Here is a 22,584-nt window from a genome sequence, read left to right on the forward strand (position 1 = left end):
AACGACTCGAACTGGGTCCACTGGTTGTAGGCCGTTCGCACCGGGACGAACACATCGATGGACTTCTCGATCGTGGTGGTCATGGCGCTCGAATACCCCCGACGCCGCAACCCAACCGGGTTTCGGGGGCCTGGGCCCGGGGCATTCGGGTGCATGGTCAGAGCCGTCGAGTCGGCCGTGTGGTGGGCGGTCCTGGTCGGCGTCTGGCTGACCACGTTGAGCGCGGTCAACTGGCAGGACCTGCTGGCCGCCGCCGTGTTGGCCGTCCCGTGCGCGGTCATCGCCGCGTCGGTGCGCCTGGCCTATGAGGGGCGCTGGCGGCCGGACAGCGCTTGGCGGCTGCCCATCGACATCGCACGCGGTAGTGCGGCCCTGGGCAGCTCTCACGCCGAGCTGCGACGGATTCCCGTGTCCGCACTGCGGAAGGGCGTGAAGACGGTGGTGGTGTCGGCGTCGCCGGGCACGGTCGTGCTGGACGACAACGGCGACTCGCTGCTGGTGCACTCGTTGGGGGACGAATGAGCGGCTGGGAGATCGCGACGCTGGCCCTGCTGGTCGGCGGGATGGTCCCGGCGCTGGTGCTGGTCGCCCGGGGCGGGCCGATCGAGCGGTTGGTGGGGCTGGAGTTGGCGTCCGCCGTGGGGACGTTGACGCTGCTGGTGATGATCCAGGGTGACGGCCAGTCCAGCTACCTGATCGTGCCGCTTGTGCTGGTGCTGCTGGGTTTCGCCGGCACGCTCGTGTTCACCCGGCTGCTCGGGCCGAAGCCGTGATCGCCTGGGTGCTGCTGGGCGCGGGCAGCCTGGTCGTCGTGGCGTCCTCCATCGCCGCCGTGCTGGTGCGTGACTTCTACCGCCGGCTGCACTGGCTGACGCCGGTGACGTCGATCGGCGGCCCGCTGATCGGCCTGTCCCTGGCGGTGGCCAACGGCTGGAGCCTGACAACAGCTGTTGTCCTGCTGACGGTGGTCCTGCTCGGGATCACCGGGCCGGTGCTGACGGCGGCCGTCGGCCGGACCGCGGCCCAGCGCGACGGGATCGTGGAATCGTGACCCCGCTGCTGGTGGTGGCGTTCCTGCTGGTCGCGGCCGGTGCGACGGTCGTGGTGCTCACCCGCGAGCCGGGACGGCAGGCCGTGACGCTCTCGGTGTACGGGGTGCTGCTGACGCTGCTGTTCGTGCTGCTCCAGGCCCCGGACGTGGCGTTGTCGCAGGTGGCGGTGGGCTCGGCGGTGGTGCCGCTGATGGTGCTGCTGGCCGTCCGCAAGGTGCGGGGAGGCAAGCGGTGACCCGGTCGGCGCGGTGGATCGTGTTCTGGCTCGGCGCCGGCGGGGTCGGCACGCTGATCGTGTTGGCGCTGCTGCGAATGCCGTCGTTCGGCGGACTCGTGCACCCGTATCGGGACCTGGCCGTGCCGGCGGCCGTCGGCCGGTCGTCGCCGAACATCGTGTCCTCGATCAACTTCGACCAACGGGCGCTGGACACGCTGGGCGAGGAGACCATCCTGCTCGGCTCCGTCGTCGGCGCGGCGACCCTGTTGCGGCCGTCCAAGGACGAGCAGGAGCTGCTGGATCGCGACGAGGGCCGCGTGCTGGAAGCCACCAAGCTGCTCGGCTACCTGCTGCTGCCGGTCACATTGATCGTCGGCGCGGACGTGGTGTTCCACGGCCATCTCACGCCGGGCGGCGGCTTCCAGGGCGGTGTCGTGCTGGCGACCGCGGTTCATCTCCTGTACGTGGCCGGGAGTTACCGCTTGCTGCGACGCCTCCGGCCGAAGAGCTGGTACCAGGTCGCCGAGGCGGTGGCCGCCGGTGCGTTCGTCGTTCTCGGCTTGGTGGGACTGCTGCTGACCGGCGCCTTCCTGGCCAACGTCTTCCCGCACGGCGTCCTGGGCGACCTGTTCTCCGCCGGGACCGTGTTCTTCCTGAACGCGGCGGTCGGCGCCGAGGTGACATCAGGTGTTGTCGTGCTGCTGTCAGCCTTCCTGGCCCAGGCGCTGTCGGTCCGGGAGGTCTCGTGAGCCTCCTCCCCTACCTGGTCGCCGGGTGGCTGTTGCTGATCGGCTGCTTCGGCGTCGTGCGCAGCCGGGGCCTCGTGCACACCGTCGTCTGTGTGGCCGTCGCCCAGTCCGGGACGTATGTGCTGCTGCTCAGCATCGGCTTTCAGTACGGGGCATCGGCGCCGGTGCAGGGCGCACCTGGGCCGGTGGTGGATCCGGTCATGCAGGCGCTGACGCTGACCGACATCGTCGTGTCGGCCACGGTGACCGCGCTTCTGCTGGCGCTGGTCATCCAGATCGCCAAGCGCACCGGCACCGTCGATCCAGACCAGCTCGACGAGCTGCGGGGGTGACCGTGGACCCGAGCTGCCTGCCGCCGCTGGGCATCGCGATCCCGCTGGCCGGCGCGTGCGTGCTGCTCGCACTGGCCAAGTTCGCGCCCCGGGTCGTGGTCGACACCGTGGCCATGACAACAGCTGTTGTCAGCGTGGCGGCCATGGCGTTGCTGGTGGCGGCCACGAGCTCCGGCCGGGTGGTGACGTGGGTCGGCGGCTGGACGCCCAAGGACGGCTCCGGTGTCGGCATCGTGCTGGCCGCCGACGAGATCGGCGCCGGCTTCGCGCTGCTGGCCTGCGCCTTGACGGCATGTGCGCTGATATACACCTGGCGGTACTTCGACGACGCCGAAGCACATGTGCACGTGTTGATCCTGCTGTTCCTGGCCGGCATGGTCGGGTTCTCGCTGACCGCCGACCTGTTCGACCTGTTCGTGTTCCTGGAACTGATGAGCGCCACCGCCTATGCCCTGACCGGCCACAAGATCGAGGAGCCCCGGTCCGTGCAGGGCGGCTTCACCTTCGGCGTCGTGACCTCGCTGGGGGCGTACTTCTCGTTGACGGGCATCGGAATTCTCTACGCGCGCACCGGCCGGCTCGGGATGCCGCAGATCGGGGCGGCGTTGGACGGCCACGGCCTGGACCCGCTGGTCCTGGCGGCCTTGGTGCTGGTGCTGACCGGCTTGCTGGTCAAGGCGGCCATCGTGCCGTTCCACTTCTGGCTGGCCGACGCCCATGCGGTCGCGCCGACGCCGGTGTGCGTGCTGTTCTCCGGCGTCATGGCCCCGCTGGGGCTGTACGGCGTCCTGCGCGTGTCGACGACGGTGTTCGGCGGCGTGCTGCCGGCGGCGTCGCTGCACGGGACGTTGGTGGTGCTGGGCATCGCCACGGCCGCGCTGGGTGCCACCTTGTGCCTGATGCAGCGGCATCTCAAGCGGATGCTGGCCTACTCCACGATCGCGCACCTCGGCCTGTTCCTGATCGGCCTGGCGACGCTGACCGCCTCCGGCGTCGCCGGGGCCGTGCTGTACGTGTTCGGGCATGCCGGCGTGAAGGGCGCGCTGTTCCTGATGGTCGGCGTGTTGTTGGCCCGCAAGGGAAGCGTCGACGAGTTCGACCTGCACTGCCAGGGCCGGGACGCGCGGCTGACGAAGTGGCTGCTGCCGCTGGGCGCGCTGGCGCTGGCCGGGCTGCCGCCGTTCGGCACCGGGCTGGGCAAGGCGATCAGCGAGGAGTCCAGCGGGCTGACGGCGCTGTTCGTGCTGGTCTCGGCGGCGACCGGCGGCGCCGTGCTGCGGGCGTCGCTGCGGATCCACTTCGGCCTGGGGCCGCCGCCGCAGGACACCGACTCCGATACCACCACGGGCGACGACGAGAAACAGGAGGGCCGCTTCCCCCAGCGGCTGCCGGCGACAATGGTTGTTGCCATCACGGTGCTGCTGACCGGCGGCCTGCTGGTCGGAGTCGTGCCGGCGGTGGCCGACGCGCTCGGGGCCGGGCGCAGCGCTTCCTGGACCGAGCCGGGCTGCTGGCCCAGACCCTGCACGGCGCCCCGGCCACGGCGGTCGGCAGCGTCGACGTGGAGTGGACGGGGTCGGGCGTCACGCTGGGGGCTTGCTCAGCGCCCCCCAGAGGGGCGGAGGGTGGCGAATTGGGCTATCACCTATCCGTCACATAGAGGACCTTAATATAACCTCCCGTATTGTGGCTATTCCGACTTCGTCTCCAGGGCGGAACGGTCGGCTTTAAGTCCTTAAACGGTTACTCTCTGTGAACATCAGCGTACTACAGTACTCAAACAGAGTATTACTGGCCGGAGTCAGCCGGCGTGGCTAATATTCTCTAGCTTTGATCCATTCCGTAAGAAGAACCTTATCCGAACATGCTCCAGTAGTGTAATAGCTCCGGTCTTGTTACGCGTTCTGCCCCGACACACTGTGTGCCGACTTGCGGGCATGCAACCATCCGACATTCCCGGACCCTTAATTGAATCCTATCGTGGGCATTGGTTTCGGCGCAACATGGTTCACAGAGTAGGGAGCTTTCACGACTCCCTAAAAGACTGGGCCGGCTGCGCGGCGCGCTGAAGGCGCCGCTGCATGTGGTGCACCGCCTGCACTCCGGCCACGTCGGCGACTACGTGGCCTGGCTGGTTCTGGGTATGGCGGCGGTCGGGGCGTTGTTCGCGATCACCTGACGGGGATACTCGACGGCTTCATGGGTACCCGGGGTTCATGGATCGAGTCGTTGTGATCACAGGAGCCACCGGTGGTGTAGGTCGCGCGACGGCACGGGCGTTCGCCGAGAAGGGCGACCGCGTCGCGCTGCTGGCCCGAGGCGAGGCGGGCTTGGCCGCCGCGGCCGAAGAAGTGCGGCAGGCCGGCGGAACACCGCTGCCGATCCCCGTGGACGTGGCGGACGCGCGGCAGGTCGAGGAGGCCGCGACCGCCGTGGAGACCGCGTTCGGGCCCATCGACGTCTGGGTCAACGACGCGTTCACCTCGGTGTTCGCCCCGGTCGACGAGATCACCGCCGACGAGTACCGCCGCGTCACCGAGGTAACGTACCTGGGCTACGTCTACGGCACGCTGGCGGCGCTGAAGCGGATGAAGCCCCGCAACCGGGGCACGGTCGTGCAGGTCGGCTCGGCCCTGGCGCACCGGGGAATCCCGCTGCAGTCGGCCTACTGCGCGGCCAAGCACGCCATCAAGGGCTTCACGGAGTCGTTGCGCTGCGAGCTGTTGCACGACCACAGCGGCGTGCACGTGACGATGGTGCACCTGCCGGCCATGAACACGCCGCAGTTCGACTGGTTGCTGTCCCGCCTGCCGCTGCCTGCCCAACCCGTGCCGCCGATCTACCAGCCTGAGGTCGCCGCCAAGGCGATCGTGCACGCGGCCGCGCATCCGCGGCGGCGCGAGTACTGGGTCGGCGGATCGACCGTCGGCACCATCCTCGGCGAGAAATTCGCCGGTGGCGTGCTGGATCGCTACCTCGCGCACACCGGGTACGACGCGCAGCAGGTGGATCGCACGCCGCCGCATTCCGGACCCAACCTGTGGGAGGCGGCCGATCGGCGGCTCGACCACGGCGCGCACGGCGCCTTCGACGACACGGCCCGGCCGCGCAGCCGGCAGTGGTGGCTGAACTCGCACCGCAGCGCCATTCTCGCCGGCGCTGCCGCGACGACCGCGCTGCTACTGCGCCGCCGCGCCCATCGAAAGGGAGACCATGCAGACGACCGAGCTCCGTGAGCTCGTCACCGCCCCCGGCGACTTCGCGTCGGTGTACTTCGACGCGAGCCATGACACCGAAGACGCCGACCACGCCACCCAGTTGCGCTGGCGGGCAATTCGCTCCGCGCTCGACGGCCAGGGCGCCGACCACTCCACGGTCGAGGAGCTGGAGCAGGCGATCCTGACCGGCGCCAAGCCCGTCGGATCCGCCGGCCGCGCCCTGATCGCCTCGGCCGGGCGAGTGCTGCTCGACACCTGGCTGGCGGTGCCGCCGACAACACCTGTTGTCCGCTGGTCCTCGCTGCCGTACCTGCTGCCGCTGGCCGCGCAGAACGTGCCGCCGGTGGCCTACGTGGTCGTGATCATGGACCGGATCGGGGCCGACCTGCGCGGCTACAGCGCGCACGGCGAGCTGGCCGGACGGGCCACTGTGGACGGTCCGGCCGAGGTCGTGGATGCCCTGTCGCACCTGGTCGACGAGCTGGCAGCTGATCGTCATCGCCGCCGAGGCGCAGGCCCGGGCCGAGCTGCGGGAGAAGCTGCCCGAGCGGCTGCTGGAGATCGCCGTCGACACGAGGACCGGCGGCCGCGCCGAGGGCATCGACGAGGCCGCGCTGGAGACCGAGGTGCGGCTCATCGCCGAGGACTACGCCCGGGCGGCCCAGCAGACCTGGGTGGACCGGTTCGCGGCCGAGCTGGCCCGCGACAGCGGACTCGCCGTGCAGGGGCTGGAGGCCGTGACCGCGGCCCTGCGGGAGGCGCGGGCGGAAACAGTCGTTGTCACCAACGAGCTGGCCGGCGACCGCGTGCTGTGGACCGCCGGCGGGTTGGAGCAGGTGGCGGTCGAGGCCGAGGGACTGGCCGAGGAGGACATCGTGCGGCGGCGGGCCGACGAGGCTCTGCCAGCCGCTGCCTCGGTGTCCGGGGCCGGCCTGGTCATGTCCGGCCACCTGGAGCTGACCGACGGGGTGGGGGCGTTGCTGAGGTACTGACACCCGCGTTTCACCCCGCAGTCGCCGAGGTATCCCCGTCACCATGGTGACTCATATCGTCGCGACCACCATCGACTGCGCCGACCCGCACCGGCTGGCCGAGTTCTGGTCCGCTGTGCTCGGCTATCGCACCGTCCAGACCGGCAACAGCACCGACGGCACGGCATTCGTCGAGATCGGCCCGTCGGACTGGGACACCGCGCGCGGCGGCGCCGTGCTGTTCGAGGAGGTCCCGAACGTGCCGCCGAAGACCGGCAAGAACCGCGTCCACCTCGACGTCGCCGCGCCGCCGGGCCGCCACCGCATCGAGATCGAGCGCATCCTCGGCCTCGGTGCCACCCGCGTCGACATCGGCCAGCGCAGCGACGAGCCGTGGATCGTGCTGGCCGACCCCGAGGGCAACGAGTTCTGCGTGCTGAACCGGGACGAGCTGACCGAAGTCCGGGGGTGACGGCGTGCCGAACCGACAGACCACCGTCAGACAGCTGCTCGACCGGTTCGGCACCACCTACGCCGCCGAGGCCGGCATCACCCTGCGGGACAAGCCCTCTCCCCTGTACGAGCTGCTCGTGCTGGCGACGCTGTTGTCGGCCCGGATCCGGGCCGACATCGCGGTTTCCGCGGCCCGGGAGCTCCTCTCCGCCGGCCTGCGCACCCCTCGCCGCATGCTGGACGCCACGTGGCAGGAGCGGGTCGACGCCCTCGGCCGCGGCGGCTACGTCCGCTACGACGAGAGCACCGCCACTCGACTCGGTGAAGGCGCGCAACTTCTGCTCGACACCTGGCGCGGCGACCTGCGCCGCATGCGCTCCCCGCACCGGGAGATCCAGAAGTTCCCCGGCATCGCCGAAACCGGGGCCGACATCTTCTGCCGCGAGGTCCAGGCCGTCTGGCCCCGCGTGCGCCCCTTCTTCGACCAGCGGGCCCTGGACGCGGCCAGGCACCACGGTTTGCCGGCCGACCCCCGCGGCCTGGCCGAGTTGGTCAAGCCGGACCAGGTCGCCTCACTCGCCGCGGCCCTGATCCGTTCGACGCTGGCTCACTAGGTTTGGCCGCCGGCCGCGGCGGTACCCGACAGGCATGGTGAAACTCGGATACTTCCTGTCCAGCGAGGAGTTCGGGCCCAAGGAGCTGGTGCGCCAGGCCGGCCTCGCCGAGCGCGCCGGGTTCACCCGGCTGTGGATCTCCGACCACTATCACCCGTGGAACCGCGAACAGGGCAACAGCCCCTTTGTGTGGTCGGTCATCGGCGCGCTGTCCGAACGGACGACCCTGCCGATCACGACGGCGGTCACCTGCCCGACGGTCCGCATCCACCCGGCGGTGATCGCCCAGGCTGCGGCGACGGCCGCGGTGCAGTGCGAAGGGCGCTTCACCCTCGGCGTGGGCAGCGGAGAAGCGTTGAACGAGCACATCTTCGGCGGACCGTGGCCGACGGCCGACACGCGACTGTCCATGTTGGAGGAAGCGGTGGAGCTGATCCGGGCGCTGCACCGCGGCGGGCCGGTCAGCTACGAGGGCAAGCACTACACCGTGGACCAGGCCGAAATCTTCACGCGGCCGGCCGAGCCGGTGCCGATCTACGTCTCGGGCTTCGGTCCGAAGGCGGCGGAGCTGGCCGGCCGGATCGGCGACGGATTCGTCTGCGTGCAGCCGAACTCCGACCTGCTGAGGACGTTTCGCGAGTCCGGCGGCGACGACCGGCCGGCGCAGGGCGGGTTCAAGGTCTGCTACGCGCCGGATGAGCAGGAAGCGGTGACCACCGCGCACCGGCTGTGGCCGAACGAGCAGCTGCCCGGCGAGCTGGCGCAGGTGCTGCCCAGCCCGAGGCACTTCGAGCAGGCCAGCACGCTGGTGACGCCGGAGATGATCGCCAAGGCGGTGCCCTGCGGGCCCGATCCGCAACGGTATGTCGAGCAGTTGCGCGCCTATCTGGACGCCGGCTACGACGAGGTGTACGTCCAGCAGATCGGGCCCGACCAGGACCTGTTCTTCGAGTTCTGGACGGAGCACGTGCTGCCCCGGGTGCCGGAACTGACGTCCGCGTCGGCCTAGCGCACGACGTACACGGGGCACATGGCGTGGTGCAGCGCGGTTCGGGCGGCCAGCCCAAGCTGCGCGCCCCCGCCGACCACGACCAGATCGGTCCCCTCGGGCACCGGCACGGTGGCGCTCTGACGCTCCACTTCCAGCACCGACCGAGTCAGCCGGGCGAAATCCTTGGCGCGCGCGATGACGACGTCGTCGGAGGCGTCTTCTCCCAGCCAGGCCGTCACTTTCCGGAACTCGCCGTGCACGGCCTGCGGGCGGCCCCGCACGACGACCACGTCGCAGTGGGCCGAACCGGCCAGCAGCAGGGCATTGCGGCCGACGCCGAGGTGGCATTTGTGCTGGCCCCGGCATCCCAGGGCCAGTAATCCGCTGGCCGCCGACGCCGACAACAGGGCCGCCGCGGCATCGGCCCCGCTACTACGGATCCGTGCCCCCAGCAGCGGATATGGTCGTAGCACGGAGCCGGTGCCGATATCGGCGGGCAGATCGGCCGGCAGGTCTTCGTAACGCCGATCGGCCTCGTAGACGTCGAGCTCGAGGCCGGCGCGGTAGGCGTGGCGAGCCGCCCAGCCGAGGGCCGCCCTGCCCCAATAGGAACCGTCCGTGCCCACCGTCACCCGCCCGGGGCGGGTCCGTGTCACCTGAGAGGGAACCAGCTGGACCGAATTCACTGGGCGAGTCGGTCGCTCGGCGTGTGCCACCACGTGAACCCCTGGATTGTGAGACGGTCCCATGTGGACCGTTGTATCGGTGGATTCCCGCCGGGCCAACGTTTCACACCACTTTCACCAGTGGTCTGACCCACTTGGGGTCAGTCCAGGCCCCGCAGCACGTTGGGCTCCTGCTCGCCGTCGGCCAGCCGGCCCAGGAACGCGTCGACCCAGCCTCTGGGCAGCAGTAGTTCCGGTTCGTCCGGAATGGGGCGCGGTTCGTCGGTGGCGGTGTCGTCGTTCATGTTTCCTCCCTGTACGGAGCGGAAATCCTCTTCACCAGGTACCCGTTCACGGGTTCTTGACACCTCAAGGAGGTCCGGTGGAGCTGGCGGCGGAACTGGGCAGGGCGGTCGAGGGTGAAGTCCGTTTCGACGCCGGGAGCAGGGCCACCTACTCCACCGACGCCTCCAACTACCGCCAGGTGCCCATCGGTGTCGTCGTGCCGAAATCCGTGGAGGACGCGGTCCGCACGATTCAGTTGTGTCACGAGGCCGGCGTGCCCGTGTTGTCCCGTGGCGGAGGCACCAGCCTGGCCGGCCAGTGCTGCAACGAGGCCGTGGTTCTGGATTGGTCGAAGTACTGCACGCAGCTGGTGTCGGTGGACGCCGCCGCCAAGACCTGCGTGGTCGAGCCGGGTATCGCCCTCGACGTGCTCAACGACCAGCTCAGCAGCCACGACCTGATGGTCGGGCCCAAGCCGTCGACGCACGTCAGCTGCACCATCGGCGGCATGATCGGCAACAACTCGTGCGGCTCCACCGCGCAGGCGTACGGCAAGATGGTCGACTCCGTGCTGCGGCTGGAGATTCTCACCCACGACGGCTGCCGAGCCTGGGTCGGCGAGACCTCCGACGAGGCGTACGAGCGAATCGTGGCCGAGGGCGGCCGGTTGGCCGAGCTGTACCAGGGGCTGCGGAAACTGCGTGACGACTACATGGCGGAGATCCGGACCCGCTACCCGAAGATCCCGCGCCGTGTGTCCGGCTACAACCTGGACTCGCTGCTGCCGGAGAACGGGTTCAATGTGGCCAAAGCCCTCGTGGGCAGCGAGAGCACGCTGGTCACGGTGCTGCGGGCCGAGATCCAACTGGTCGACGTGCTGCCGGCACGGACCCTGGTCGTGCTCGGGTTTTCCGACATCACCGCGGCGGCCGACTGCGTGCCGGCGATCCTCCCGCACGAGCCGGTGGCGCTGGAAGGCGTCGACGAGCAACTGGTCCAGTTGGAGCACAGCGAACACCTGGCCGAGCAGGCCATCAAGCAGCTGCCCAAGGGCAGCGGCTGGCTGATGGTGCAGTTCGCCGGCACCGACCAGGAGAAGGTCGACCGCCAGGCGCAGGCGCTGTGCGACGACCTGCACCGCAAGGAGAACGCCCCGGACGTCGCCTTCCTGGACGACCCGAAACGTGAGGAAGAGCTGTGGCAGGCCAGGGAGGCCGGCCTCGGCGCCACCGCCTATCCCCCGCAGGGCCCGGAAACGCACGAGGGCTGGGAGGACGCCGCCGTCCCGCCCGACAAGCTCGGCGACTACCTGCGTGACTTCCGGAGCCTCCTGGAGCGATACGAGTACGAGAACGCCTCCCTGTACGGTCATTTCGGCCAGGGCTGCGTGCACACGCGGATCCCGTTCGACCTCAAGACCGCCGACGGCGTGGCCAAGTACCGCCGGTTCGCCACCGACAGCGCCCGGCTGGTGGTGTCCTACGGCGGTTCGCTGTCCGGCGAGCACGGCGACGGGCAGTCCCGGGGCGAGCTGCTGCCCCTGATGTTCGGTCCCCGGATGGTGGAGGCCTTCGGCAAGGTCAAGGCGCTCTTCGATCCCGACGACCTGATGAACCCGGGCAAGGTCGTGCACCCGCACCGGCTGGACGAGAACCTGCGGCAGGGCAGCGACTACCGGCCGTGGGAGCCGTCGACGCACTTCGCCTTCCCCAAGGACGACAACCGTTTCGCCAATGCCGCCGCGCGCTGCGTCGGCGTCGGCAAGTGCCGGGGGCACGAGAGCGGCGTGATGTGCCCGAGCTACCGGGCCACCCGCGAGGAGGAGCACTCCACCCGCGGCCGGGCCCGGCTGCTGTTCGAGATGCTGAACGGCGAGGTGATCCAGGACGGCTGGCGGTCCGAGGCCGTGCACGACGCCCTCGACCTCTGCCTGGCGTGCAAGGGATGCCAGAGCGACTGTCCGGTCAATGTGGACATGGCCACCTACAAGGCCGAGTTCCTGTCCCACCACTACGCCGGCCGGCTCCGGCCGCTGTCGCACTACTCGATGGGCTGGCTGCCCCTCTGGGCGCGGCTGGCCGCCCTGGCCCCGAGTCTGGTCAACTCCGTGTCGAACCTACGCCTGGTCAAGGCCCTCGGCGGCATCGCCCGTCAGCGCCAGGTCCCTTTCTTTGCCGGACAACGACTCGTGGCACGGCTGGCCGGCCGGACCAGTCCTGCCGGGCAGCGGGGCAAGGTGCTGCTGTGGCCGGACACCTTCACCAACAACTTCCACCCGGCCATCGGCGAGGCCGCCGTCACGGTACTGGAGGCCGCCGGCTTCGAGGTGATCACTCCCGATCGGACTGTCTGCTGTGGACTGACGTGGATCTCCACCGGCCAGCTTTCCGTCGCGGAACGGGTGGCCCGTCGCACCTTGGCCACGCTGGAGCCGCAACTCCGGGACGGCACGCCCATCGTCGTGCTGGAACCCAGCTGTGCCGCCGTGTTCCGCGACGACCTCCCCAACCTCCTGCACGGCGACCAGGACGCCCACCGCCTCGCCCAGCAGACCAGGACCTTGGCCGAGCTCCTCACCGAGCGGGCCCCGGACTGGCGACCGCCGGTGGTCGGCCGGCGGGCCGTCGCGCAGCCGCACTGTCACCACCACGCCGTGCTGGGCTTCGACACCGACGAGAAACTCATGCGCCAGTACGGAATCGACCTCGACGTGCTCGACGCCGGCTGCTGCGGCCTGGCCGGCAACTTCGGCTTCGAGCAGGAGCACTACGACGTGTCCATGGCCTGCGCCGAGGACAAGCTCCTGCCGTCGCTGCGCCAGGCCGGCGCGGAGACCCTCGTGCTGGCCGACGGTTTCAGCTGCCGCACCCAGATCGACCAGTCCGACGTCAACCAGCGGCCGATGCACCTGGCCGAGGTCATCGCGGCTGCGCTGCAGGGGGCGCAGCCGCGACCCGAGCGGCCGTCCGCGCCGGGCCGGGGGCGAAAAGCTCAACCGCGCGTTCTTCTCCCTATCATCCCGAGGCTTTAGCTCAACTGACTGATCGAATCCGCTAGGAGGGTCTTGAGACTTTATAGTACACTCAAAGAGAGCGCAAGGATGTGGGGACGCCTCTTCTCCCCTGTAGTGATCGTTACCATTGAGTTCAGGCTAACTATTTAGAGCAGCGGCCGCGGGCCCGGCCGTCGCATGGCTGTACCGCCGTTCACGCTGAGCCATCAGCGGTCGGTGGCGCCCCGCCTCCGGCGGGGCGGCGTCACTCATGTCGACCAGTCGCGGGCCAGGCGGGCGGAGCACTCCAGGAGCATGCCGTGCACGAAGGCCTGCGGGATGTTGCCGCGCAACTGTCGCTGGCGCACGTCGTATTCCTCGGTGAACAGGCCGGGCGGCCCGCAGGAGGCGCGGTTGCGTTCGAAGCGGCGGGCGGCCTCGATGCGTTCGCCCTGCTGGTTTTCAGCGAGGGCGAGCCAGAAACCGCAGACCAGGAAGGCGCCTTCGGCCGCACCGAGCTGACGGTCGTCGTGCCGGAAGCGGTAGACGTAGCCGTCGCGGCCAAGGTCCTCCCGCACGGCCCGCACGGTGGCCACGCTGCGCGGGTCGTCGGCCGGCACCGCACCGCGGATCGCCGGCAGCAGTAGCGAAGCGTCGACGGAATCGTCCTTGGTGGACCGCTGCCAGCGGCCGCCGGGGTGCAACGAGGTCCGCGTCGTCTCGGCCAGAATGGCGTCGGCCAAGGTCGTGCAACGGTTCGTCATCGTGAACCGGGCGGTGCGACGCAGGCCGGCGACGCAGGTCAGGTTGGAATGCGTCCAGGACCGCTCCTCCAACTCCCACACCCCGGCCTCGGTCTTGCGCCACTCCCGCTCGATGGCGTCGACGGCGATCCCCAGCGCCCGCTCGGCGTCGGCGGTCAGGTGGTCATGCTCGGCAGCCGCGGCGAACAGCAGCAGCGCCTCGCCGAAGGCGTCCAGCTGGAACTGGTGGCGCACGCGGTTGCCGATGCGGTCGGTTCCGCCGGGATAGCCCGGGAGGTCGAGTTCGCGCTGGTCCGGGATCTGCCCGCCGGTCACGGTGTACGCCGGCTTGAGGTCGGGGCCGTCCTCGATCAGCCGTTCGGCGACGAAGCGGACGGCGTCGTCCATCAGGCAGTGCGGTTGGTGGGCGGCGACGGCCTCTCCGACGTAGCACTGGTCGCGGATCCAGGCATACCGGTAGTCGTAGTCGCCGCCGAGCTTTGCCCGCTCCGGCAACGACGTCGTGGCGGCGGCGACCATGCCTCCAGAGCCGGCGGTCAGTCCGGTCAGGACGGCGTAGGCATGCCTGGTGTCCTGCGGCACGAGGGTGTTCACACAGTCCGGCACCGCCTGCCGCCAACCGTGTTCGGTTTCCTGCCAGCACAATTCCGGATCCGGCGGCGGCCCGTTGAACGGCCGGTCGGACACCTCCAGCACGAAGTCGTGATGCCGCCCGGCATCCACCCGCACCTGCCCGTCCGCGGCCCCGCTCCAACGGATCCACAGTGGACCGCTGCGCATGGTCCACACCGCGCCGTCACGTCGCACGTCGTGCACCTCGGCCCGGCCGAAGTCGGCCCCGGGCCGGCAGCGAACCCGCATGTCGACCGGATCATCACTGGCCAACACCCGTCGGAGCAGCACCGCGCGGTGGGGGTCGGCCGGGAGGGCCAGCGCTTCCCGGCACTCCACGATGGTGTCCCGCGTGCTCCACCGACTGTGCCAGATCAGGGTGCCGGGCTCGTAGTAGCCGCCCCACACGTGCCACGGGTCGGCCGGCGCCACCTGGTAGTGCCCGCCGCCGCCGATCAGCGCACCGAACACGGCGTCGTCGTGCCACCTCGGCGCGCACATCCACGCCACACAGCCTTGCGGGTCGATCAGCGCGCCACGTTCACCGTCGGCCACAAGCGCGTACTCGCGTAGCACGTGCGGCGTGCAGTCCAATCCGTCCACAGCGGACGGATACCCGCTCATCGCACCCGGAATCGCTTCGCGTCGGCCTCCTTGAACACCAGCCCGTTGCCGGGTGTCTCGGCCGGGATCAGACAGCCCTGGACCGGTTCGAGCACGCCGTCGAACACCATCCGCTCGATGCGCACGTGGTCGTGGAAGTACTCCAGATGCCGCAGATGCGGCGGAACCGTCGCCGTGTGCACGTGGGCCGACGGGGCGCAGTGGGCGGACATCGGCTTCGTCACCGCCGAGGTGACCCGCAGCCATTCGGTGATGCCGGCACAGCGGGTGATGTCCGCCTGGAGCACGTCCACGCACGGCGCCATGTCCTGGAAGTACCCCAGGTGGTAGCCGTACTCCCCCGCGGTCACGTCCAACGGCAGGTCACGGGCCAGGCTCGCCAGCCCGGACAGGTCGTCGGAGCTGACCGGCTCCTCGAACCACGTCACGTCGGCCCGCTCGACCAGCCGCTGACCCAGCCGCAGCGCGGTGACCCGGTCGTACGCCCCGTTGGCGTCCACGTAGAGCTCGGGTTCGGCGCCGATCGCCTCGCGGACGGCGCAGACCCGGTCGAGGTCGTCCTGAGGCGAGATGCCGATCTTCATCTTGACCCGCGGGATGCCCTGCTCGACCCAACCGGCCAGCTGCCGGACCAGGTCGTCGCGGGAGTAGGTCGTGAAGCCGCCGGAGCCGTAGACCGGGACTTCGGTCCGGCTGCCGCCGAGCAGCCGGTGCAGCGGCACGTCGAGGGTACGGGCCTTGGCGTCCCACAACGCCATGTCGACGGCGGCCATCGCCATCGAGCACAGGCCGGGGCGGCCCAGGTTGCGGATCGCCGACCGCATCGCCTCCCAGGCCGAGCCGGTCTCCCGCACGTCGATGCCCATGACTCGCGGCGCCAGCAGGCCGTCGATCAGCACCGTCAGGCACTCGTGGCCGTAGGTGTGGCCGAGGCCGGTCACCCCGGCCCGGGTCCGGACGGTCACGACAACAAGTGTTGTCGCGTCCCACGACAGGGTGCCGTCCGCCGCCGCGCTGTCCCGGTTGTCGGGCAACGGAAACTAGCCCGGGCCCACCGTCTCGGCCAGCAGCCAATCCCAGTCCCGCAGGAAGGCGTCCAGTCCGTATCGGGTCAGCGCCGCCTGGCGGGCCTGCTTTCCCAGCTCGGCCGCCAGGTCGGGGGCGTTGATCAGCTCCCGGGCGGCGTCGGCCAGCACATCGACCCGGGTCGAGACGACGCCGGCGTCGGACGGCACGGCCTCGATCGCCTCCGTCGCCGCGAGCACCACGACCGGCATGCCCAGGTGCATGGCCTCGATCAGAGGCAGCCCCAACGAGGTCCAGCGCGGCGGATGGACGTACACGCGGCGACGGGCCAGCTCGGCGTGCAGCTGGTCGGGCCGGAGATCGCCCTGCGGCCGCACGCCCGGGAGGTCGAGACCGTCGCCGCGGACACCGAACACGTCGACCGGCGCGAACCTGGACAGCAGGTCGGTGCCGGTGATTCTGGCCTGGCGTAAGGGTTCCTCGATCACGGTGGCCGCCCGCGGCAGCTCTCCGGTGTAGCGGTGGCCGAGGTCCGCAACGCCGTGCTCGATCACGGTTGTCGGGGCGCGGCCGGAGTCCCACATCACCTCGTTGAAGTGGGTGACGTGGACCAGGCGGATGTCCGTGCGGTCGGCCACCGGATGCGGCTTTGCGTCTGGGGTGTTGTGTTCGACGTAGATCATCGGCGGGTCGTTGGCGACCCATTTCGGGGCCTCGGCGAGGTCCTCTGGTCTTTGCAGCACGACGACGTCCACTTCGGACGGTTCAGCGACCCCTTGCGCGCTCGTCGGGATGACGTAGTCGTGCCGGCCGGCGACGAAGGCCGACATCCACGTCGCGTGCACGGGCCACACCAGGATGCGCAGCCGGCGATCGGGTGCGATCCAGGCGCGCGGCGGCAGCACGGCGCGTTCGCTCATGCACGAACCCCCTGCATCGCCTCCACGGCGTCGGCGACCTCGGTGGCGGTGACGTTGTTCAGGCACGGGTGCCCGGCGAGCGGGCAGATCCGGGCCCGTGTGTCGCGGCATGGCGAATCCTGGTCACCTAGCAGCACATACGGCACGCGATACGGCGCCCATCGCCGTGCCGGGACGACCGGCGAGAACAGCGAGACCACCGGCGTGCCGACGGCCGCGGCCAGGTGCGCCGGGCCGGCGTTGCCGACCACGAGGGCATCGGCCCCGGCGATGGTCGCCGCGAGCTGTGGGAGGTTCATCCGACCACCGAGATCGAGTCCGTAGTTACCGGCGACGCGCGCGGTCAGGGCTCGTTCGTCGTCCGCGCCGGTGACGACGACCTGATGGCCCCGACGGCTCAGTTCGTCCACCGCCTCGGCGCACCGCTGCGGCGACCACGCCTGTGACGGGGCCGAGGCGCCAGGATGCAGCACCACGTAGGGTCCCTTGCGCACCAGGCTTTTCGGCAGCGGGCGCACGGCCAGTCGGCCTTCGTCGGCCGGATCCAACGCGAAGCCGGCCGCCCTGGCCACGCTCAGGGCGCGTTCGGGCTCCGGCATGTCCTCGTCCACCTCGACACCAGGCCGCAGACAGACGTCCACCAGGGAACCCGGATGGTCGTCCGACACCGCCGCGATCCACGGCACTCCGGCCAGGCGCAGCAGCAACGCCGTCGGCAACGGCGACTGATGGTCGGAGGTCAGGATCAGCGCCATGTCGAATCCCCGGCGCTGCAGCGTCTTGCGAACGGACTCGACATCACGACGGTCCACATCGGACGGGGTCGGCTCGACCCACGGGCAGCTCCACGTCACCACGTCGCCCACGCCGGGCAGCAGCCGGGCCGCCTGCTCTCCCCTCGGGCCGCACAGGAACGTGACCTCGTTGGCCTGGGCGGCGGCACGCACCGCCGGCCCCGACACGAGAACCTCGCTCTCGCCGTCGAGGCGGACCACCAGCACTCGGCGTCTCATCGCAGCACCCTTCCGCAGTGGTAGGGAGATCCGGTCCCGCTGGTGACTCCGATCGGTCGCAGCCGCGTCCCGTAATGGACATTTCCGCTGCGGGCCTGCGGTAAACGCGACTGTCCCCCGATGGGCGTAGCCGTTTGACCGGCCCGCGGCCGGGGTATCCCGTTCGGTTGGAGCCCCGTCGGTGACATGCCGGGTGTGTCGCGACGCTGACCGGCGGGTAGTCCCCCGGCAGTAACTGTCACGCTGGGAGGAACCCATGCCTCAGGACGAAGCCTCGACCGGCCAGTTGTTGGGCCGTCTGACCGAGCAGTTGTCGACCCTCGTTCGCGACGAGGCGGCCCTCGCCGTCGTCGAGGTCAAGACCAAGGCCCGCGCCGCCGGTGTCGGGGTCGGCGTCCTCGTCGGCGCCGCCCTGTTCGGCTTCCTCGGCCTCTGCGCCCTCATCGCGTGCGCCATCATCGCGCTCGCCCTGGTGCTGCCGGCCTGGCTGTCCGCCCTTGCCGTTCTGCCGTAGCAATCATCCTGCGCCACTGCGCTGTATCTATAAAAGATTCGCGAGTCATTCCAATTATAATAATAACAACCGGATCTACGTGATTTGTGGTCGACGAGGATATGAGTTGAGCGGACCGCAAACTAGCCCACAAAGAGCTACCCATCCCTGCATGTTCAAGAGGAGCACGACACTACACGAATATCTGGTTAACTATACAGCGGGCGTCACCAACTGACAAACACAACACCGGTCCATAGTGTTGCGACACCAGCGGGTGTAAGCGCGAGGAGTGGTCGACACGATCACCCTCCTGCACGGCAAGCTGGACCGGGCCCGCAAGGTCCCCGCCGCGGTCATCGCGGCCGGCGGCGTCGGCGTGCTGGTGCTCGTGATCCTGTTGCTCCGCCGGCGCTGAGCCCGCTAGTCCGACGACGTCGAGCGACGAGTCCAGCGCCCGGCGTGCTCGGCGCGGGCGGCCTCCAGCGCGGCGACTTCCTCGGGCGGTCCGGACGTCAGGAGGTGCCCCGCCGAGGCCGACCGGCCAGCGCCAGCTGGTTGGCCCGTCGCGGAACCGGCGCACCCTGGTACTCCAGGGGCCGGTCGGCCAGCGGTTGTTCGAGGTCGAGGCCGGCAGCGAGGACCTTCAGAAGGTTGACGTCGACGAGGTTTTCGGGCCCAGCTTCACGGTGGCCCTGCATTCGGTGGCCGAGGTCGGCACCGGGCGCAAGGCGAAGGAGTCGCCCAGTCGCCTGGCGGAGGTGCAGCGGGTGTACGACCGGAGACTGGCCGAGCACACGGACCAGTAGAGGCCGTTGACCACACGAGGCCGTGCTGGTCCACTGATCCCTCGTGACGGATGATCAGACGGTCTTCGACGGGGCCACCGGGAAAATCCACTATGGACACTGGGTGCCGGCGGAGCCGAGGGCGCTGGTGGTGTTCCTGCACGGGCTGGGCGAGCACATCGGCTCGTACGGGCCGATGGTCGACGCGCTGACCGCGGCGGGGATGGCGGTGTGGGCCGCGGATCACGCGGGGCACGGGCGCAGCGAGGGCGAGCGGGTGCTGATCGAGCGGGTGGACAACCTGTTGGACGACGCGGAGCAGCTGTGCGGATTGGCCCGAGCGGAGCATCCGGAGCTGCCGCTGGTGCTGGTGGGGCACTCGCTCGGGGCGTCGGTGGCGACGCTGCTGGCGGCGGAGCGGGAGGCACGGCCGGCGAAGGTGGTGCTGGCGGGGGCGTCGATTGTCGTGACGGACGCGCCGGGAGGCCTGGTGGAGCTGCTGGCCAGCGGGATCGACCCGATGGACCTTCGCAAGGACCCAGGTGAGCTGACCCGCAACACGCAGTACGCCCAGTACGTCCGCGAAGACCCCCTGACCTGGCAGGGCGGCCTGCGCCCGCAGACCCTGATGGCCCTGGCCGAGGCCGCTCCCCGGCTGGCGGCGGCCATCCCGACACTGACCATGCCCGTGCTGCTCCTCCACGGCGAGGACGACGACCTGGCCCCGGTCGCCGGCGCCCGTGAGGCGGCCCGCCGGCTGAAGGACGCGCGCCTGGTGACGTTCCCGCTGGACCGGCACAACGTCCTCCACGAGATCGATCGGCAGGAGGTCTACCGGGTCCTGATCGACTTCATCGGCTGATTTTCGAAACGGCTTGCGCAGCCTGGGCAAGGCCACCGGCACGGCCCGGCCGGACATCGAGTACGCGCTGTGGGCGATCGTGATCGGCCTGCCGGCGCTGTTCCGCCCGGGCGTGGCCAGCTACGGGTTCTGGCTCAAGACCGGCATCGTGCTGCTCGGGGCCCGCCTCGTGCTGGGCGACCTGGCCCGACTGGGCGGCTTCAGCCTCGGCGTCATCGCGATCGACATGGCCGTGGCCACCATCGTCATCCTGTTGGTGGGCAAGGCTTTCGGGCTCAACGCCAGGCTGTCCACGTTGCTGGCCATCGGCACGTCCATCTGCGGCGTGTCGGCGATCATCGCCGGGCGCGGGGCGATCGACGCCGACGACGAGGACTCCGGCTGCGCCCTCGGCCTGGTCAGCAAGGCTGAGGCGACCAGCCTCGGCAACCTGTCGAAGTAGGCTTTCCTGTTGTGCTTCGCCGGCGTCGGCCTGAACTTCGACCTGCGCGAGCCGGCCCGCGGCGGGGTGCGGCCGCCGATCGTGGCCGCACTCGGGCTGGTGGTGGTCGCGGCGTGCTCGCTCGGCCTGGTGCTGCTGACGTCCGGGCTGATCAGCTGACCTTGCGGGCCTTCCAGACCTCCTCGACCGGCCACTGCCGCGACCAGTCGGCCGGGGCGTAGTGGAAGGACGAGTCGGGGGCGCCCTCGGGGGCGAAGATCTCGATCAGGTCCTCGACCTCGAAACCGTTGGCGCGCAACAGACGGATCATGTCGCCGTGGCCGAGGTGGAACTCGACGCCGCCGTCGTCCCAGGTGAAGCGGTGCATGTCCCGCTGGGGGCGCAGCATCCGCTCGGTGGACTTCTCGCTCTCGTCCTCCGGGGCACACAGCATGCAAACCACGCTGTTGCCGAGGAAAGCGAGGCGCCCGCCGGGCCGCAGCAGCCGGGCCGCCTCCGGGATCCACCGGTACGGGTCGCACCAGATCGCCGCCCCGTACTCACTGACGGCCAGGTCGAAGAACTGGTCCGGGTACGGCACTTGCTCGGCATTGCCGTGCAGCAGCGGGAAATCGAGACCGTGCTCCTGCTGCAACCGGCGGGCGGTCCTGAGCTGCTCCGAGGAGTTGTCGATGCCCACGGGTCGAGCGCCGCGCCGGGCCAGCCACGAACTCACGTAGCCGGTGCCGCAGCCGAGTTCGATGGTGTCCAGGCCGTTGACGTCGTCCGGCAGCAGCGGGACCTCGGCCTGCGGGACGCTGAACACGCCCCAGGTCACCTCGTTGAGCGCCCACGAGCGTTCGCCAGCGGCGACCCACTGGTCGGCCATGCCGTCCCAGTACTCGCGATTGGCGCGGACGTGCTCCGGCAACTGCTCGGTGGTCATACCGGCCATGACAGCGCGCCCGAACGAGCGTGGTCAATCGAATTAGGCCGCCCCCGCCCGTTCGGGCGGGGGCGGATCGCTCAGTTGGGGACGGTGTCGGTGAAGTGCGTGCCGGCGGCGTAGTAGCCGGCGACGGCGCTGTTCACCTGGGCCGGGCTCAGCGCGCCGGCGTTGAAGTACACCCAGTTGACCTTCTGGTCCCAGGTGCGCTGGCCGGTGAACGGCAGGTCGATGAACCACTCGTTGAAGTCGATGGTCATCTTGTCGCGCGGGTAGTACTTCCCGTTGCTGGTGAAGTAGACCTGACCGTCCACATAGTACGTGACGGTGCCGTTGGCGACGGTCATCACCAGCGTGTGCCAGCCCTTGAGGCTGGACAGCACGTTGTGCGTGACGCGGTCCATGGCGTCGGCGCTGTACCAGGTGGTGGTGTAGAGCGTCGGGCCGGGCGCGCCCCACCCGCCGTTGGGCAGGTACTCGTTGTCCAGCTCGCTGTAGAGCGGCTCGTCCGGGGTGATGGTGTAGAAGGTCTCGTTGACGTGGTCGCCGTTCTGGCCGCTGGTCGGCGCGTCGGTGAAGTACACCCGAGCGGCGTAGGTGCCTTCCTCGAACTTGCGCTGCGCGGTGTCGATCTCGGCCTGGGTGGTGTTCGCGGCGGTGCCGTCGGTCCTGGCCTCCAGCTGCATGACTTTGCCGCCGGTCGCCGTCGAGTCGGACGGGAAGCTGATCGCGTCGGCCGACCAGGTGTCGGCGATGCCGGGGCCGCCGCTGCCGGTCCGCACACTCCAGCCGTGGGCGGCCAGCGCCGGGTCGGACGAGCCGCTGTAGTGGAAGTCGTCGAACAGCGTGGCGCCGCCGGGGTTGACAACAGTTGTTGTCGTGGTCGTCGGGGCCCCGCCGGCGGGGGCGGCGCCGAAGGCCAGGGCGCCGTTGACGTAGGCGGCGACGTTCGTGTTGACGGCGTAGTTGGTGTCGGCGCCGTTGAATGAATAGTCGTTGGCCTGATTGACGTTCTGCCAGTCGGCCCGGTACAGCCGCAGCTGGATGTCGCCGCTGTCGGCGCCGGGGGCGATCGAGCCGCCGGTGAAGCTGACCTGGAGGTAGTGGTCGGCGGTCGCGGTCGGTGTGGCCAGCGCGCCGACGGTGCCGCTGATGGTGCCGCAGCCGACGACGGCCCAGGCGCAGGCGAACACGTAGGAGCCGCCGGTGTCGGCGGTGAAGTAGTAGCGCAGGGTGACCTGGTTCAGGGCCAGCGACGCCGACCCGGTGTTGACGATCTTGAACCAGGGTTCGGCCTCACCGGCGCTGGCCGGTGTCGAGGTCTTGTACTGCACGCTGAGCGCGGGCGTCGCGCCCAGCGCGGGATGGATGGCGTAGAGGCTGGCCGCCGCGCACACCGCCGCGGTGGCGGCGATCGCGGCACGGCGGCGGCCCCGGGGCCGGGCAGGGGTGTGGTCCATCGGGCTCTCCTCGGTCGAACGACGCGTGGCGGCCTCGTCGACACCGACTGACCATTGGTAAGTCGGATGCCGTACACGGTGATCCCAGCTCGGCCGACTGTCAAGAGTCTTGACAT

At 69.9% G+C, this 22,584-nt stretch carries 27 protein-coding genes; 19 read left to right on the top strand and 8 right to left on the bottom strand.

Annotation, left to right across the window (positions count from 1 at the left end):
- Positions 1 to 153: 153 nt before the first annotated feature.
- The 12 genes from KUTG_RS05290 (at position 154) to KUTG_RS05345 (ending at position 8,615) form a co-directional block, all read left to right on the top strand.
- Positions 154 to 522 (top strand): hypothetical protein, encoded by a 369-nt coding sequence (locus KUTG_RS05290; protein WP_198047026.1) that lies wholly within the window; start codon positions 154 to 156, stop codon positions 520 to 522.
- Positions 519 to 773 (top strand): monovalent cation/H+ antiporter complex subunit F, encoded by a 255-nt coding sequence (locus KUTG_RS05295; RefSeq protein WP_043715321.1) that lies wholly within the window; start codon positions 519 to 521, stop codon positions 771 to 773. Before KUTG_RS05290 ends, KUTG_RS05295 begins: the two co-directional genes overlap by 4 nt.
- Entirely contained in the window at positions 770 to 1,051 is a 282-nt protein-coding gene (locus KUTG_RS05300) for a monovalent cation/H(+) antiporter subunit G (RefSeq protein WP_043715323.1), read from the top strand. Before KUTG_RS05295 ends, KUTG_RS05300 begins: the two co-directional genes overlap by 4 nt.
- On the top strand, positions 1,048 to 1,287 hold the full coding sequence (locus tag KUTG_RS05305) for a Na(+)/H(+) antiporter subunit B (protein WP_084578921.1): 240 nt from the start codon (positions 1,048 to 1,050) through the stop codon (positions 1,285 to 1,287). The genes KUTG_RS05300 and KUTG_RS05305 overlap by 4 nt, the downstream gene beginning before the upstream one ends.
- Positions 1,284 to 2,018, top strand: a complete 735-nt coding sequence (locus tag KUTG_RS05310; protein ID WP_043715327.1) for an MnhB domain-containing protein — start codon at positions 1,284 to 1,286, stop codon at positions 2,016 to 2,018. The genes KUTG_RS05305 and KUTG_RS05310 overlap by 4 nt, the downstream gene beginning before the upstream one ends.
- Complete coding sequence (locus tag KUTG_RS05315; protein WP_043715329.1) at positions 2,015 to 2,350, top strand: sodium:proton antiporter; 336 nt, start codon at positions 2,015 to 2,017, stop codon at positions 2,348 to 2,350. The genes KUTG_RS05310 and KUTG_RS05315 overlap by 4 nt, the downstream gene beginning before the upstream one ends.
- Positions 2,347 to 4,020 (top strand): complex I subunit 5 family protein, encoded by a 1,674-nt coding sequence (locus tag KUTG_RS05320; protein WP_052394011.1) that lies wholly within the window; start codon positions 2,347 to 2,349, stop codon positions 4,018 to 4,020. The genes KUTG_RS05315 and KUTG_RS05320 overlap by 4 nt, the downstream gene beginning before the upstream one ends.
- A gap of 546 nt (positions 4,021 to 4,566) precedes the next feature.
- Positions 4,567 to 5,586 (top strand): SDR family oxidoreductase, encoded by a 1,020-nt coding sequence (locus KUTG_RS05325; protein ID WP_052394013.1) that lies wholly within the window; start codon positions 4,567 to 4,569, stop codon positions 5,584 to 5,586.
- A 437-nt stretch (positions 5,587 to 6,023) separates the two neighbouring features.
- Positions 6,024 to 6,560 carry a baeRF2 domain-containing protein gene (locus KUTG_RS55995; RefSeq protein ID WP_052394015.1) on the top strand — a complete coding sequence of 179 codons (537 nt, stop codon included), beginning with the start codon at positions 6,024 to 6,026 and terminating at the stop codon, positions 6,558 to 6,560.
- Between the two features lie 43 nt (positions 6,561 to 6,603).
- Positions 6,604 to 7,011: a VOC family protein gene (locus KUTG_RS05335; RefSeq protein ID WP_043715332.1), complete on the top strand. Its 408-nt coding sequence runs from the start codon at positions 6,604 to 6,606 to the stop codon at positions 7,009 to 7,011.
- A 4-nt stretch (positions 7,012 to 7,015) separates the two neighbouring features.
- Positions 7,016 to 7,606 carry a hypothetical protein gene (locus tag KUTG_RS05340; RefSeq protein ID WP_043715334.1) on the top strand — a complete coding sequence of 197 codons (591 nt, stop codon included), beginning with the start codon at positions 7,016 to 7,018 and terminating at the stop codon, positions 7,604 to 7,606.
- Positions 7,607 to 7,640: 34 nt separating this feature from the next.
- Entirely contained in the window at positions 7,641 to 8,615 is a 975-nt protein-coding gene (locus tag KUTG_RS05345) for a TIGR03557 family F420-dependent LLM class oxidoreductase (RefSeq protein WP_043715336.1), read from the top strand.
- Here the strand turns inward: KUTG_RS05345 and KUTG_RS05350 are convergent.
- Positions 8,612 to 9,253, bottom strand: coding sequence for a hypothetical protein (locus tag KUTG_RS05350; protein ID WP_198047027.1), 642 nt, complete (start codon positions 9,251 to 9,253; stop codon positions 8,612 to 8,614). The genes KUTG_RS05345 and KUTG_RS05350 overlap by 4 nt on opposite strands.
- 170 nt (positions 9,254 to 9,423) lie before the next feature.
- Positions 9,424 to 9,567, bottom strand: a complete 144-nt coding sequence (locus KUTG_RS63240; RefSeq protein WP_232240675.1) for a hypothetical protein — start codon at positions 9,565 to 9,567, stop codon at positions 9,424 to 9,426.
- Between the two features lie 77 nt (positions 9,568 to 9,644).
- Here KUTG_RS63240 and KUTG_RS05355 point away from each other — a divergent pair, with 77 nt between their 5' ends.
- Positions 9,645 to 12,578, top strand: a complete 2,934-nt coding sequence (locus KUTG_RS05355; RefSeq protein ID WP_063753486.1) for an FAD-binding and (Fe-S)-binding domain-containing protein — start codon at positions 9,645 to 9,647, stop codon at positions 12,576 to 12,578.
- 230 nt (positions 12,579 to 12,808) lie between these two features.
- On the opposite strand, the gene KUTG_RS05360 is transcribed toward KUTG_RS05355, so the two are convergent.
- Genes KUTG_RS05360 through KUTG_RS05375 form a run of 4 tightly spaced genes read right to left on the bottom strand, consistent with a single transcriptional unit; the run spans position 12,809 to position 17,498 of the window.
- Positions 12,809 to 14,518: a glycoside hydrolase family 15 protein gene (locus KUTG_RS05360; protein ID WP_043728391.1), complete on the bottom strand. Its 1,710-nt coding sequence runs from the start codon at positions 14,516 to 14,518 to the stop codon at positions 12,809 to 12,811.
- A gap of 17 nt (positions 14,519 to 14,535) precedes the next feature.
- Positions 14,536 to 15,573 (bottom strand): enolase C-terminal domain-like protein, encoded by a 1,038-nt coding sequence (locus KUTG_RS05365; RefSeq protein WP_052394018.1) that lies wholly within the window; start codon positions 15,571 to 15,573, stop codon positions 14,536 to 14,538.
- Positions 15,574 to 15,579: 6 nt separating this feature from the next.
- A complete protein-coding gene (locus KUTG_RS05370) occupies positions 15,580 to 16,485 on the bottom strand; it encodes a glycosyltransferase (protein WP_052394020.1) in 906 nt (301 codons plus the stop codon).
- Positions 16,482 to 17,498 (bottom strand): glycosyltransferase family 9 protein, encoded by a 1,017-nt coding sequence (locus KUTG_RS05375; protein WP_043715340.1) that lies wholly within the window; start codon positions 17,496 to 17,498, stop codon positions 16,482 to 16,484. Before KUTG_RS05375 ends, KUTG_RS05370 begins: the two co-directional genes overlap by 4 nt.
- 256 nt (positions 17,499 to 17,754) lie before the next feature.
- On the opposite strand from KUTG_RS05375, the gene KUTG_RS05380 reads away from it, so the two are divergent.
- The 6 genes from KUTG_RS05380 to KUTG_RS60785 all read left to right on the top strand — a co-directional run bounded on the left by KUTG_RS05380 (position 17,755) and on the right by KUTG_RS60785 (position 20,242).
- Positions 17,755 to 18,012 (top strand): phage holin family protein, encoded by a 258-nt coding sequence (locus tag KUTG_RS05380; protein WP_052394022.1) that lies wholly within the window; start codon positions 17,755 to 17,757, stop codon positions 18,010 to 18,012.
- A gap of 271 nt (positions 18,013 to 18,283) precedes the next feature.
- Entirely contained in the window at positions 18,284 to 18,409 is a 126-nt protein-coding gene (locus KUTG_RS65110; protein ID WP_255360849.1) for a hypothetical protein, read from the top strand.
- A gap of 196 nt (positions 18,410 to 18,605) precedes the next feature.
- Positions 18,606 to 18,800, top strand: a complete 195-nt coding sequence (locus tag KUTG_RS05385) for a hypothetical protein (protein ID WP_043715341.1) — start codon at positions 18,606 to 18,608, stop codon at positions 18,798 to 18,800.
- Positions 18,801 to 18,843: 43 nt separating this feature from the next.
- Positions 18,844 to 19,641, top strand: a complete 798-nt coding sequence (locus KUTG_RS05390; RefSeq protein ID WP_043715343.1) for an alpha/beta fold hydrolase — start codon at positions 18,844 to 18,846, stop codon at positions 19,639 to 19,641.
- A gap of 13 nt (positions 19,642 to 19,654) precedes the next feature.
- On the top strand, positions 19,655 to 20,083 hold the full coding sequence (locus tag KUTG_RS05395; RefSeq protein WP_043715345.1) for a putative sulfate exporter family transporter: 429 nt from the start codon (positions 19,655 to 19,657) through the stop codon (positions 20,081 to 20,083).
- Between the two features lie 9 nt (positions 20,084 to 20,092).
- Positions 20,093 to 20,242: a hypothetical protein gene (locus tag KUTG_RS60785; RefSeq protein ID WP_198047028.1), complete on the top strand. Its 150-nt coding sequence runs from the start codon at positions 20,093 to 20,095 to the stop codon at positions 20,240 to 20,242.
- On the opposite strand, the gene KUTG_RS05400 is transcribed toward KUTG_RS60785, so the two are convergent.
- Positions 20,235 to 21,008, bottom strand: coding sequence for a class I SAM-dependent methyltransferase (locus tag KUTG_RS05400; RefSeq protein ID WP_052394023.1), 774 nt, complete (start codon positions 21,006 to 21,008; stop codon positions 20,235 to 20,237). The two genes, KUTG_RS60785 and KUTG_RS05400, sit on opposite strands and share 8 nt — an antisense overlap.
- A gap of 80 nt (positions 21,009 to 21,088) precedes the next feature.
- On the bottom strand, positions 21,089 to 22,468 hold the full coding sequence (locus KUTG_RS05405) for a cellulose binding domain-containing protein (protein ID WP_043715351.1): 1,380 nt from the start codon (positions 22,466 to 22,468) through the stop codon (positions 21,089 to 21,091).
- Positions 22,469 to 22,584: the final 116 nt, after the last annotated feature.

The sequence above is a fragment of the Kutzneria sp. 744 genome (assembly GCF_000568255.1).
Lineage (GTDB): Bacteria > Actinomycetota > Actinomycetes > Mycobacteriales > Pseudonocardiaceae > Kutzneria.

Bases quoted from the DNA above. Each gene is read 5' to 3' on its own strand.
- KUTG_RS05290 (WP_198047026.1), top strand. From the start codon at position 154: ATGGTCAGAGCCGTCGAGTCGGCCGTGTGGTGGGCGGTCCTGGTCGGC.
- KUTG_RS05295 (WP_043715321.1), top strand. From the start codon at position 519: ATGAGCGGCTGGGAGATCGCGACGCTGGCCCTGCTGGTCGGCGGGATG.
- KUTG_RS05325 (WP_052394013.1), top strand. From the start codon at position 4,567: ATGGATCGAGTCGTTGTGATCACAGGAGCCACCGGTGGTGTAGGTCGC.
- KUTG_RS55995 (WP_052394015.1), top strand. From the start codon at position 6,024: ATGCCCTGTCGCACCTGGTCGACGAGCTGGCAGCTGATCGTCATCGCC.
- KUTG_RS05335 (WP_043715332.1), top strand. From the start codon at position 6,604: ATGGTGACTCATATCGTCGCGACCACCATCGACTGCGCCGACCCGCAC.
- KUTG_RS05345 (WP_043715336.1), top strand. From the start codon at position 7,641: ATGGTGAAACTCGGATACTTCCTGTCCAGCGAGGAGTTCGGGCCCAAG.
- KUTG_RS63240 (WP_232240675.1), bottom strand. From the start codon at position 9,567: ATGAACGACGACACCGCCACCGACGAACCGCGCCCCATTCCGGACGAA.
- KUTG_RS05370 (WP_052394020.1), bottom strand. From the start codon at position 16,485: ATGAGCGAACGCGCCGTGCTGCCGCCGCGCGCCTGGATCGCACCCGAT.
- KUTG_RS05375 (WP_043715340.1), bottom strand. From the start codon at position 17,498: ATGAGACGCCGAGTGCTGGTGGTCCGCCTCGACGGCGAGAGCGAGGTT.
- KUTG_RS05380 (WP_052394022.1), top strand. From the start codon at position 17,755: ATGCCTCAGGACGAAGCCTCGACCGGCCAGTTGTTGGGCCGTCTGACC.
- KUTG_RS05400 (WP_052394023.1), bottom strand. From the start codon at position 21,008: ATGACCACCGAGCAGTTGCCGGAGCACGTCCGCGCCAATCGCGAGTAC.
- KUTG_RS05405 (WP_043715351.1), bottom strand. From the start codon at position 22,468: ATGGACCACACCCCTGCCCGGCCCCGGGGCCGCCGCCGTGCCGCGATC.